Origin of the sequence: Rhizobium leguminosarum bv. viciae (assembly GCF_012276115.1) — a bacterium.
In the GTDB taxonomy this organism is placed as follows: domain Bacteria; phylum Pseudomonadota; class Alphaproteobacteria; order Rhizobiales; family Rhizobiaceae; genus Rhizobium; species Rhizobium leguminosarum_T.
This window is the reverse complement of sequence record NZ_WIEU01000033.1, coordinates 13,483-25,774: the sequence shown is the minus strand read 5'-3', so window position 1 is coordinate 25,774 and position 12,292 is coordinate 13,483. Positions and strand designations below refer to the sequence as shown.

The 12,292-nt window shown below is 50.4% G+C and carries 8 protein-coding genes and 1 pseudogene; 8 read left to right on the top strand and 1 reads right to left on the bottom strand.

Annotation, left to right across the window (positions count from 1 at the left end):
* Window position 1 precedes the first annotated feature (1 nt).
* Window positions 2–502, bottom strand: a complete 501-nt coding sequence (locus GFM02_RS32795) for a helix-turn-helix domain-containing protein (protein ID WP_168324017.1) — start codon at window positions 500–502, stop codon at window positions 2–4.
* A gap of 473 nt (window positions 503–975) precedes the next feature.
* Here GFM02_RS32795 and GFM02_RS32790 point away from each other — a divergent pair, with 473 nt between their 5' ends.
* The 8 genes and pseudogenes from GFM02_RS32790 (at window position 976) to GFM02_RS32755 (ending at window position 12,197) form a co-directional block, all read left to right on the top strand.
* The gene (locus GFM02_RS32790) at window positions 976–2,961 is read left to right on the top strand and encodes an AAA family ATPase (RefSeq protein WP_168324016.1); all 1,986 of its coding nucleotides are present in this window, start codon (window positions 976–978) and stop codon (window positions 2,959–2,961) included.
* Between the two features lie 72 nt (window positions 2,962–3,033).
* Entirely contained in the window at window positions 3,034–3,846 is an 813-nt protein-coding gene (locus GFM02_RS32785) for a metallophosphoesterase (RefSeq protein WP_168324015.1), read from the top strand.
* A gap of 588 nt (window positions 3,847–4,434) precedes the next feature.
* Window positions 4,435–4,854, top strand: a pseudogene (locus GFM02_RS32780) (transposase); the annotation flags it as partial.
* A 97-nt stretch (window positions 4,855–4,951) separates the two neighbouring features.
* Window positions 4,952–5,128, top strand: a complete 177-nt coding sequence (gene mads1 / locus GFM02_RS32775) for a methylation-associated defense system helix-turn-helix domain-containing protein MAD1 (protein WP_168324014.1) — start codon at window positions 4,952–4,954, stop codon at window positions 5,126–5,128.
* A 14-nt stretch (window positions 5,129–5,142) separates the two neighbouring features.
* Window positions 5,143–6,705, top strand: a complete 1,563-nt coding sequence (locus tag GFM02_RS32770) for a type I restriction-modification system subunit M (protein ID WP_168324013.1) — start codon at window positions 5,143–5,145, stop codon at window positions 6,703–6,705.
* Complete coding sequence (locus GFM02_RS32765; RefSeq protein ID WP_168324012.1) at window positions 6,702–7,922, top strand: restriction endonuclease subunit S; 1,221 nt, start codon at window positions 6,702–6,704, stop codon at window positions 7,920–7,922. Before GFM02_RS32770 ends, GFM02_RS32765 begins: the two co-directional genes overlap by 4 nt.
* Before the next feature lie 2 nt (window positions 7,923–7,924).
* Window positions 7,925–9,106, top strand: coding sequence for an AAA family ATPase (locus tag GFM02_RS32760; RefSeq protein ID WP_168324011.1), 1,182 nt, complete (start codon window positions 7,925–7,927; stop codon window positions 9,104–9,106).
* The gene (locus GFM02_RS32755) at window positions 9,099–12,197 is read left to right on the top strand and encodes a type I restriction endonuclease subunit R (protein WP_168324010.1); all 3,099 of its coding nucleotides are present in this window, start codon (window positions 9,099–9,101) and stop codon (window positions 12,195–12,197) included. The genes GFM02_RS32760 and GFM02_RS32755 overlap by 8 nt, the downstream gene beginning before the upstream one ends.
* Window positions 12,198–12,292: the final 95 nt, after the last annotated feature.

Genomic DNA, 12,292 nt, shown 5'->3' with positions numbered 1-12,292 from the left:
TTCACAGGTCCGGAAAGGGGTCAGGAACGGACCACCGGGCTCCTACTCCCCATTTTTCGCCCCTCTCAGTCAGCCGAACATTTAGCCGCAGGAACGCTTCTTCCAGCTTTCTTATCTTGTCTAAATTTATCCCGCCGATTTTCCCGGCTTCCAGGCGAAAGATGAAGTTTCGGTTGACTCCAGATACTTGCTCCAAATTCCTTATTGTCAGATTTGCCAAAGCTCGTGCGGCGCGAAATTGTGATCGCTTGGTATGGTCTTCAGCCCCTGGCTTGGAAAAACGCACACCTGCACCCTCGTCATCGCTCCCGGCGATGAACTCGATGCCATTAGCTTTAAAGGCGTTACGAAGGTTTACGCCATCGACTGAGAGAAGCTTATATTTTGCTCCTTCCCAACGACTGATTTCCTGTTGATCAAGCTTAATCCATGCGGCAACCGCCTCCTGATCTAGTTCAAGAAGCGCTCGTGCCGCACGGAATTGGCTCGCTAAGACTTTCATCCGTGATGGAAAACACGACCAAGCAAGGAAATGTCAAATAAATGTGTCCTTGTCTCGTAATATGTCTTTTTGTCTCTTTTTCTTTGTGTATGTCTCGCGAATCAGTTTAAAGGGTTTGCGACGGACGATTCTCGAAGCAAGGGACTTTTCTATGAACGACAAATGGCTTGGAACTCCCCCTAGCGTGATCATTCCGCGACTTCAGTCGCTGCTCACCGATCTACAAAGTCTTGCCTCACCCGGAGGCTTCGCTAGTCCTGACAACGCTGTCGCTATCTGTAACTGCATGCTCGCGCAACGGTCTGTGCCTTGCCTGATGGGCGAAATGTCAGGCCATCCTCAACTCAAAGATGGTCCCGGCATCACCAGCGAGCTGTTCTACCTTGATGGAAAGCGGAAATTGGCGAGGACGTTGAGCCGCTGGTACCATTTCCCCCAAGGGCTCCTTGGCTGATCAGGTGAGGTACGAACAAATGGACAAAGCTCTCGTCGACAGCCTCGACAAGTACATCTTCAAACTGCAGGGAGTTTCCGATCAGCTCAAAAGCGTTCGCACTGGCGAGTTTCGCCGATCCAAGCGCAACAATGCGGCGATTGCCAAAAAATCAGCAACTAACTACCTGTCATATTGCTCTCTAGTCAGGCTCTTCCGCAAAAATATCGGCCGCCTTTCCGAGCCGTTTTGCGTCGCGATCTTCACCGTGCCGCACCAATGGCAACTGGGAGATATCCACGAAGCGGCGAAGTTCATCCTCAAGGGTGAAAAGGGAGTGAAACTATGCGTGCATCCGATATCGAAGCATCGGCGCGGTTGGGAAATAGACGCCGCCGAGCTTCTAGAATCCGGCGAGAAGCTGATCATTTTTGCTCAGGATGGCTTACCCATTCACGAGGATTTCGAGCTTGCGGCCACAGTTACTGACCAGCTTGAGCTTTGCGACATCCGGCACCTTAGAGCACTTAGCCAATTCAGAGGATGCGGCCCCCTTTCTGAACAAGAGTATGCTGTGATCGCCGAGCAACGATCCGAGCGCATGGAAGCTATTTTCCGGCCTAAACGATCCGCTGCTGGCGCGGCTGCGAAACTTTATTCCGCAAAACGAGAAGATGGTTCTGGTAAAGCTCGGCACCTTGACGTTCAGAGAGGGTTTGGCGAGGCCAGCACTTGGGCCGAAACACTGAAACGCGATCTGGATGAGTGGCGGCAAGGAAGCCTTCCTTGGTCTGAAATCGACAAAGGATGCTTGTTTTTCGGACCAACGGGCACCGGGAAGACCCGCTTCGCGGCCTCGCTTGCGGCCGACTGCGGTATGCATCTTGAGGCGACGTCGATTGCAGAATGGCAAAGTTTCAAAGATGGCGACCTCGGCGATTTGCTCAAAGCGATGTACAAAGCTTTCGATGCAGCAAAGGAAAACGCTCCCTCACTGCTTTTCATTGACGAATTCGACGCCATCGGTGACCGTGCAAAGTTCCCATCGCGACATGAGACTTACTCGACAACAGTCGTCAACGCCTTGCTTGAGTGCCTTGACGGCATTGTTGATCGAGAGGGCGTCATCGTGGTGGCGGCCTGCAATTTCCCGGAACGAATTGACCCGGCGCTACTACGAAGTGGTCGTTTGGAAAAGCACATCCACTTCCCGATGCCGGACGCCGCATCTCGGGCGCAAATTCTAGCTTTTCACCTGCCGACGTTGGCCGCCGATCCAACTTTAAAGGAAATTGGTACTCGGTTGCCAGGCAAAAGCGGGGCCGATCTTGAAAGACTGGGGCGCGAAGCACGCCGGAGGGCCAGGCGAGAAAAAAGGGACGTCACGATCTTGGACCTGAAGGCGGTGATACGCCCAACGCCTCCGCTCGACGCCAAGACCCTCTACCGTGTGGCCGTGCACGAGGCAGGGCATGCGGTTATCGCCCGCGCCTTGCTGCTCGGTAAGGTCGAACACGTCGAAATATATGATAACGTAGAAAGCTTCGCGACACTTGTAGATTCACACGGCACAACGTTGACCAAATTCCACGCGTCCGATTTCGTCACACGGTGGGATACGATGAAGATGATAACGTACAACTTGGCTGGCGCTGCGGCCGAAGACCTCGTTTTCGGGCATCGTGCAAATTGGTCCTCTGGAACCAAGGAAAGTGACTTGGCCGTTGCGACCCAACTGGCAGTGCAGATGGTCGCCGAACACGCTTTCGGAGACTCGTTGTTTTTCCTGCCAGGTTCCATCGACAGATCGAACGCGGCCAAGCTTTGGGAAGACCTACCTCTGAGGGAGGAGGTAGGTGAAATCCTTCGCGAACAGCATCAACGAGCAAAAGAGATACTCGACGGACTGAAGCCGATCTTACTGAAGATCGCTGACGCACTGGTCGAGCGCAAGCGTTTGGACGCAAGGCAGCTGGACGTTTACTGGCCACACGGCACGAAAGCTACGGCAGCAGCAAAGCACTAGCTGCCGCCCCCAAATTCACAAATGCTTCAACCAGAGAAGGCCGCTTGGCTCGTCAAGCGTGAGGGACCAGCTATGCGAGCTTGGATCATCAGCGACATCCACCTTTCCGCGATGGACAGGTTTTGGGGAACCCACCTGAAGATACCGGAAGCAGACCTGTGCATCTGTGCCGGTGACGTCTCCGACGAAATCGATAAAACGATCCGATACCTCCAAACGGTAGTATCTCCGAAAATGCCGGTCGCACTCGTTCTAGGAAATCATGATTATTTCGGAGTAAGCATTGAGTACGCGCTCGAAAAGGCACGTCGAGCAGTGGAGAATTCCAACGTTCACCTCCTTGAAAACGATAGTTTAGAGATCGGGACGTGCCGCTTCATTGGCGCGACCCTTTGGACTGATTTCGCAGTCGAGATTGGCGGAGATGAACACCTCTCGCCAGAGGAGCGCCGCACACACGCTTTCCAAAACGCTCCGCGTTACATGCTCGATTTCCACCTCATTTTCCGCTCGGATGAAAGAGAGCCGGGCCAGACCGGGTCAGTTACGGTTCAGGAAATCTTTCGCCGTCACAAGGAAAGCCGAGCGTATATCGATCAGCAATTATCCAAGCCTCACGCAGCCCGCACAATCGTCATCTCGCATCACGCCCCGCTGCCGGACAGTATGGATGCGCGGTTCCACGGCCAAGTTACCAATGCCTGTTTCGCAAGCGATTTATCGAGTTTGATCACGCTCAAGCGGCCGTCGATTTGGATACACGGCCACATTCACCGTGCACGAGACTACATGTTTGGCAGCACCAGAATTCTCTGTAACCCGAGAGGAAATGCAACAGAACAAGAGTCGAACGGATTTCGTCCAGGGTTCGTTATCGATCTTTGAAAAGGAAATCACCACACCAGGTTCGTTCTGTCGGCTGCCTACACGCTCTCCACGGCTTCAACAAGGAAATGGCCAGAAAATCATCGAGGGAGTTTACCGAAAATGCGTCGATAACTGGCCTTTAATAGCTTTCGAAGCAGGTTGGCCAGCATTTCCACCGAGAGTGAGAATTATGGTCTTCTATTTCCTTGCGGCAGCCTGCCTCATCCCTTTGGTCTTCTGCATCATCAAGTTTAGAAATTCGCACCACCGATACTTAGAGGCGAGCAATTATGGAATTCCCGACATACTCGGCCTGCTTCCGAAGCCCGAGGGTCGCCCTCCCTCCCCGCTACCGACCATCATCTGGTTTTCGCTCATATGGGTGTCGATATTCGTGATGATCGTTTTCGTAGTCGTTGCTCGACAAAGCTAAACGGCCGACTGACAAACGTCGCTAGAAAGGGATGCGTCCTTCCAAAAACGAGCCGTTCGCTGGTCGGCGATCAAAGCACTGAATGGGTTGTCCGCCGACGATGGGTCTTCAGAGCTGGCCCAGGAAATCTGCATAGCGAGGAAAAGCGAATGTTTAGCCTGACTTCGGCTTAGATGCCGGGAACAGGAGATACCATGACGAGACAATCGCGCCGGAATCACCGCCCCGGCTTCACGGCGAACGTTGCGCTTGCTGCGATCAGAGGCGAGCAGACGCTGGTGGAATTATCCCAGCAGTCCAACGTGCATGCCAACCAGATCGAACAGTGGAAAGACCAGCTCCTTGAGGGTGCGACCGGCGTTTTTGGCGATGAAGCGAAGACGGAATCAGCCGGTCCAACTGTCGATGTCAAAACGCTGCAAGCCAAAATCGGCGAATTGACACTGGAGAACGATTTTTTACCCGGTGCGCTCGGCAAGAGGATTGCCGGGCGGAAAGAAATAATCGACCGATCACATAGACTGTGGGTCGCCATAACGCGAACCGTGCGGCAAGCATGCAGCGGAGATCACCTGCATTTTCCCCGAACCGTATGCGCCATCATCTTGAGCGCCCCCCGCACGTAAGGCTTGCGCTATCCTCATCTTCCATTAATTTCCTCAGAGTTCCCCAATTTGGATTCGGGCTGCGATGTCGGACGATGAAATTCTTACGATCAAAGAGCTGGCCAGCTATTTAAAAATCGCTGAGAAGACCGCCTATCGTTTTGTGTCGGAAGGCCGCATTCCAGGGTTCAAGGTTGGCGGGTCTTGGCGTTTTCGCAGGTCAGAAATTAAACGCTGGATCGCTGAGCAAGAGCAGAAATAAAAGGAAAAGAGAGCATGACAAGCGCCGAGCAACGCGCCCACCTACAGAACCAAATCTGGAAAATCGCCAATGAGGTGCGCGGTGCGGTCGATGGCTGGGACTTTAAGCAATATGTGCTTGGTACCCTTTTCTATCGTTTCATCAGTGAGAATTTTGCCAGCTATATCGAAGCCGACGATGAAAGCATCAATTACGCTAAGTTGCCGGACAGCGTAATCACGCCTGAAATCAAGGACGATGCGGTCAAGACCAAGGGGTATTTCATTTACCCCAGCCAACTGTTTTCCAATGTCGCGAAAAACGTCAAAGACAATGAAAGCCTGAATACAGACCTGAAGAAGATTTTTGATGGAATTGAGGGGTCCGCTAGCGGCTACCCCTCAGAGGCTGACATCAAGGGCTTGTTTGCTGATTTTGACACGACCAGCAACCGCCTTGGCAACACGGTGAAAGACAAGAATTCCCGATTGGCCGCGGTCATCAAGGGCGTTGCGGAGCTGAAATTTGGCGAATTTCATGGCGACCAAATCGATCTGTTTGGTGATGCCTACGAATTCCTGATTTCAAATTACGCAGCCACTGCGGGCAAGTCTGGCGGGGAGTTTTTCACTCCGCAGCATGTTTCCAAGCTGATTGCGCGGCTTGCGATGCACAAGCAAACGAGCGTGAACAAGATTTACGACCCGGCATGTGGTTCAGGCTCGCTGCTACTGCAAGCAAAGAAGCACTTTGACGCGCACATTGTTGAAGAAGGTTTCTTCGGCCAGGAGATCAACCACACGACCTACAACCTGGCCCGAATGAACATGTTCCTGCACAATATCAACTACGACAAGTTTGATATTCAGCTCGGCAACACCCTAATCGAGCCGCATTTTGGCGACGAAAAACCATTCGATGCTATCGTTTCGAACCCTCCTTATTCGGTCAACTGGATAGGCTCTGACGACCCGACGCTGATCAACGATGATCGCTTTGCTCCGGCAGGGGTACTTGCCCCAAAATCCAAGGCGGATTTTGCCTTCGTGCTGCATGCGCTTAGTTATCTATCTGCCAAGGGCCGTGCGGCAATAGTGTGCTTTCCCGGTATTTTTTACAGAGGCGGTGCCGAACAGAAAATCCGGCAATATCTTATCGACAACAACTTTGTGGAGAGCGTGATTTCACTGGCTCCCAACTTGTTTTACGGCACGACCATCGCCGTCAATATTTTGGTTCTTTCCAAGCACAAGACTGACACCGAAACCCAATTTATTGACGCGAGTGGCCTGTTCAAAAAAGGAACCAACAACAACACGCTGACCGACGACGAGAATGCCGCCAACCCCGGTCACATTCAACAGATCATGCAGGCCTTCGATAGAAAGGACGATGTTGCACATTTCGCGCAGTCGGTTGCCTACAACGACATCGTCGCCAAAAACTACAATCTTGCTGTCAACGCCTACGTGGACCCGAAAGACAATCGTGAGATCATAAACATAGAAGAATTAAACGCAGAGATAGAAACTACGGTAGAAAAAGTCGACAAATTGCGTGCGGAGATTGACGCCATCGTTGCGGAGATCGAGGCATGAGCGGCCTGGACTACCTAAATAAGCTACTGGATGGTGCTGCAGTTAAATGGCAGCCGTTGGCTGATGTGACCATGTCAACGAGTAACGTTAGATGGCGGGATACAGAACGCACATACCGCTACATAGACCTGACATCTGTCAGTATTGAAACGAAGAGCATCACTCAGACCACAGAAATAGATGCTAAGAATGCACCTAGTCGAGCGCAAAAGCTCGTGGAACAGGATGACGTAATCTTTGCCACCACACGCCCATCACAACAAAGATATTGTCTTATCGACGACGAATATTCCGGCGAGATTGCAAGCACAGGTTATTGTGTTCTTAGGGCTAAGAAGGAAAAGGTCTTACCAAAATGGATTTTGCATTGCATTTCCTCCACCGAGTTCAAGAGCTACGTGGAGGAACGGCAAAGTGGCGCTGCTTATCCGGCGATCTCTGATGCCCTTGTGAAGGCCTTCTCAATCCCCATCCCATGCCCCGAAAGCCCTGAAAAATCGCTGGCGATTCAGGCGGACATCGTGCGAATCTTAGACACATTCACAGCAGTTACGGCAGAACTTACCGCAGAACTTACGGCCCGGAAGAAGCAATTCAACTACTATCGCGATCAACTTCTGAATTTCGATGAAGATGACGTGGAATGGAAAACTCTGGGACAGGTCTTCAACATTTTTGCGGGCGGCGACGTTCCCAAGACCGCCCTTTCTGATATTGAAACTGAAGAGTTTAACATTCCGATATTGTCGAATGGTACCGGCAACAGGTCGCTGTACGGGTGGACTGATAAAGCCAAGATAGAAAAGCCTAGCTTGACGATTTCCGCCAGGGGGACAATTGGCTGGACAAGCTACCGAGATACGCCGTTCTACCCTATAGTTAGACTATTAGTATTAACACCCAAGATAAAAATTGATCTAAAATACGCCTATTACTTCATGAAAACCATCGAAAGCGAATACAGAATTCCTGAGGCTGGCATACCTCAACTGACAATCCCCATGATTCAAAATATTGGAATTCCTATTCCCTACGCATCCAATCCCCAAAAGTCCCTTGAGGAACAGGGCCGCATTGCGGCTATACTCGATAAATTCGATGCTCTGACTAACTCACTCACTGAAGGTCTACCAAAGGAAATTGAGCTGCGTCAGAAGCAATATGAATACTACCGCGATTTGTTGTTGAACTTCACCAATGAAGGGAAGACCGCATAGCGATGGGTAAAGAACTCGACGAAATCGCGGAAGAATTGCGAAACACCAACAAGAAGGTGCAGTTGATCTATGCCTTTAATGGCACGGGAAAGACTCGCCTTTCGCGTGAATTCACGAACCTGATTGCGGCAAAGAACGGCGATTCTGAAGGTGCAGTGCTGGAGGAACCGACCCGCACCAAAATCCTCTATTACAACGCTTTTACTGAGGACCTGTTTTATTGGGACAATGGCCTCGCGCTCGATGCCGAACCGAAAATGATAATTCAGCCAAACGCTTTCACCGACTGGATTTTGAAAGATCAAGGGCAAGACCAAAACGTCATCACTGGTTTTCAGCGATACGCCGACAACAAACTGACGCCGACCTTCAACGAAGAATACAACATCAAAGACAAAGACGGAAAAGACATCGTCATAAAAGCGTTTTCAGAAGTGAAATTCTCTTTTGAACGCGGGACCGACGAGCCTTCAGAAAACTTGAAAATCTCAAAGGGTGAAGAAAGTAATTTTATCTGGAGCATTTTTTCGACGCTGCTGGATCAGGTAATCAATATTCTCAATGTCTCCGAACCTGGAGAGCGCGAAACCGATCAATTCAACAAACTTGAATATGTGTTCATCGATGACCCGGTCAGCTCTTTGGACGAGAACCATCTAATCGAGCTGGCGGTTAATCTAGCGGACGTGATCAAATCCAGCCGGTCTGATCTGAAGTTTATCATCACCACGCACAGCCCGCTTTTTTATAACGTGCTTTTCAATGAGGTGAACAATAAGGCCTGCTACCTGCTGGAACGACTCGAAGACGGAAGTTTCGAGCTGACCAAAAAGGACGGCGATTCCAACAAGAGCTTTTCCTACCACCTATATTTAAAGCACACGCTTGAGCGGGCGATTGCCGACAATCGAGTGGAGAAATATCACTTCACGCTGCTGCGAAACCTCTACGAAAAGACGGCGAACTTCTTAGGTTATGCACAATGGACTGACCTTCTGGACACGGCCCCCGGTGATAAGGAAGGATATTTAAAGCGCATTATCACTTTCAACAGCCATCGCACCCTTTCCAGTGAAGAGGTGGCAGAACCGACCGAACCCGAAAAGCAAATCGTTAAGCTCTTGCTCGACAACTTAACCAAAAATTATGGCTACTGGGCGAAGCAGGAGGTGCAGAATGGTTGAGCAGACCACACCACTCGCAGAATCGAAGCATTTTATCGTTCTCGATAGATACGTCAGGGAATGGGAAGCCCGCGATAGCTATCAGAGCGAAGGCGATTTGGAGCGTGAGCTTATCCAGGATTTGCAAGCTCAGGGCTACGAGCTAGCAAAGCTCAACACGCCTGAATCCCTCTTAGCAAATGTCCGCCAGCAATTGCAAACCTTGAACAATGTGAGCTTTGAGGATGGTGAATGGGTGCGGTTCTTAGAAACCTATCTGGACAGGCCCAGCGACACCGCCACTGACAAAACCCGCAAAATTCACGACGACTACATCCACGATTTCGTCTTTGACGACGGCCATATCCAAAACATCTACCTGCTCGACAAGAAGAACATTGCTCGCAACAAGGTGCAGGTGATCAAGCAATTTGCGCAAACCGGCACACACGCCAATCGCTACGATGTGACGATTTTGGTGAACGGGTTGCCACTGGTGCAGATTGAGCTGAAAAAGCGTGGCGTTGCCATTCGCGAAGCCTTCAACCAGCTACACCGCTACAGCAAGGAGAGCTTCAACAGCGAGCAATCATTTTTCAAATACCTTCAGCTTTTCGTTATATCGAACGGCACCGACACCCGCTATTTCGCGAACACTACACGCCGCGATAAAAACAGCTTTGACTTCACCATGAACTGGGCGAAGGCCGATAACGGGCTGATTAAAGACCTGAAGGACTTTACAGCCACCATCTTCCAAAAAGATACGTTGCTAAAAGTGCTGCTGCGTTATTCCGTCTTCGATGTAAGCGATACGCTGTTGGTGATGCGACCCTACCAGATTGCCGCTACCGAGCGCATCCTATGGAAGATCAAGAGTTCACATGAAGCCAAGAATTGGAGCAAGCCGGAAAGCGGCGGTTATATTTGGCACACGACCGGGTCTGGCAAAACGCTCACCAGCTTTAAGGCCGCACGTCTGGCAACCGAACTTGATTTCATCGAAAAGGTCTTTTTTGTCGTGGACAGAAAAGACCTCGATTATCAGACCATGAAGGAATACCAGCGCTTTTCACCGGATAGCGTGAATGGTTCTGACAGCACCGCCGGATTAAAGCGTAATCTTGATAAAGACGACAACAAGATCATCGTCACGACAATCCAGAAGCTCAACAACCTGATGAAGAGCGAAGGCGACCTACCCGTCTATGACAAAGAGGTCGTTTTCATTTTTGATGAATGCCACAGGAGTCAATTCGGGGAAGCGCAGAAGAACCTGAAAAGGAAATTTAAGCGCTTTTATCAGTTTGGCTTCACGGGAACGCCAATCTTCCCTCAGAATGCTTTGGGTGCTGAAACGACGGCGAGTGTTTTCGGCCGGGAGCTTCACTCCTATGTCATCACCGACGCCATCCGGGACGAAAAAGTGCTGAAATTCAAGGTGGACTATAACGATGTCCGCCCACAATTTAAGGCAATCGAATCTGAGCGGGATGAAAAAAAGCTCAATGCAGCGGAAAACAAGAAGGCCCTGCTGCACCCAGATCGTATCCGGGAAATATCGCAGTACGTGTTAAACAATTTTCGCCAGAAAACCCATCGTCTGCAAGGCAGCAACAGGGGCTTCAATGCCATGTTTGCAGTGAGCAGCGTGGACGCGGCTAAACTATTTTACGAGGCCCTGAACAAACTCCAGGCGGACAGTGAAAAGCCGTTAAAAATTGCAACCATATTCTCGTTCGCCGCCAACGAAGAACAGGACGCAGTTGGCGAAATCCAGGATGAAAGCTTTGATGTGTCGGCCATGAATACGAGCGCCAAGGAATTCTTGAGCGCAGCGATTGCCGACTACAACACCTTTTTCAAGACCAATTTCAGCGTGGATAGCAACAGCTTCCAGAACTATTACCGCGACCTCGCAAAGCGCGTTAAAGCCAAGGAAGTCGATTTGCTGATCGTCGTCGGCATGTTCTTAACCGGCTTCGATGCTCCTACCCTTAACACTCTATTTGTCGACAAGAACCTTCGCTACCACGGCCTTATACAGGCCTATTCGCGGACCAACCGAATATACGACGCTACCAAAACCTTCGGCAACATTGTTACCTTCCGTGATCTGGAAGAGGCAACCGTCAATGCCATCACGCTGTTTGGAGACAAAAACACCAAAAACGTTGTCCTGGAAAAGAGCTACAAGGAATACATGGAAGGCTTCACCGATCTCGTCACCGGTGAAGCGCGACGCGGTTTTGTGGACGTGGTGACAGAGCTGGAACAGCGCTTCCCCAACCCTGATGAGATTGTCAAAGAGAGTGACAAAAAATACTTCGCCAAGCTGTTCGGCGAATATTTACGCGTCGAAAATGTGCTGCAAAATTACGATGAATTTGCAAGCTTGAAAGCCTTGCAGGATGTCGACACAAATGATGCCGACGCCGTGGAAACCTTCAAAGTTGAGCATCATTTAAGTGATCCAGATTTCGCTGCATTGAGTGCAATCAAGATTCCAGCAGAACGAAAAATCCAGGACTACCGGTCAACCTACAACGACATCCGCGATTGGTTGCGCCGAGAAAAAGCGGCCAACGAAACAGATAAATCCACAGTCGATTGGGACGACGTGGTGTTTGAGGTGGACCTGCTTAAGTCCCAAGAGATTAATCTCGACTACATTCTAGAACAGATTTTCGAAAACAATAAGAAGGTGAAGGACAAGGCCGCCCTTGTTGAGGATGTGCGGCGCATGATCCGAGCCAGCATAGGCAACCGGGAGAAAGAAAGCCTTTTGGTCGATTTCATTAATCAGACTGATCTTGATAAGATTGGCGATAAGGCAACTGTTATTGATGCCTTTTTTACCTTTGCCCAGGCAGAGCAGCGACGGGAGGCGGAAGAGCTGATATCCACTGAAAATCTGAATGTCGATGCCGCAAAGCGCTACATCGCCACGTCTATCAGACGCGAATTTGCGACAGACAACGGCACCGAACTAAACGCAATATTGCCGAAAATGAGCCCGCTCAACCCTCACTATCTGAGCAGGAAACAAGGTGTCTTCCAGAAAATTGCGATGTTTGTTGAAAAGTTCAAGGGTGTCGGGGGACAGATTTAGAGCTTAAGTTTCCAAGCAGCTGCAAAGCAGTACAGAAAATCCGCCCTACTTTTGGCCCGAGTTAGACGATCATCGACGTGCAGCTCGTAGCTTAT

What these genes read in the sequence shown, in the direction of transcription:
- GFM02_RS32795 (WP_168324017.1), bottom strand. Translation starts at nt 502, where the DNA reads ATGAAAGTCTTAGCGAGCCAATTCCGTGCGGCACGAGCGCTTCTTGAA.
- GFM02_RS32790 (WP_168324016.1), top strand. Translation starts at nt 976, where the DNA reads ATGGACAAAGCTCTCGTCGACAGCCTCGACAAGTACATCTTCAAACTG.
- GFM02_RS32785 (WP_168324015.1), top strand. Translation starts at nt 3,034, where the DNA reads ATGCGAGCTTGGATCATCAGCGACATCCACCTTTCCGCGATGGACAGG.
- mads1 (WP_168324014.1), top strand. Translation starts at nt 4,952, where the DNA reads ATGTCGGACGATGAAATTCTTACGATCAAAGAGCTGGCCAGCTATTTA.
- GFM02_RS32770 (WP_168324013.1), top strand. Translation starts at nt 5,143, where the DNA reads ATGACAAGCGCCGAGCAACGCGCCCACCTACAGAACCAAATCTGGAAA.
- GFM02_RS32765 (WP_168324012.1), top strand. Translation starts at nt 6,702, where the DNA reads ATGAGCGGCCTGGACTACCTAAATAAGCTACTGGATGGTGCTGCAGTT.
- GFM02_RS32760 (WP_168324011.1), top strand. Translation starts at nt 7,925, where the DNA reads ATGGGTAAAGAACTCGACGAAATCGCGGAAGAATTGCGAAACACCAAC.
- GFM02_RS32755 (WP_168324010.1), top strand. Translation starts at nt 9,099, where the DNA reads ATGGTTGAGCAGACCACACCACTCGCAGAATCGAAGCATTTTATCGTT.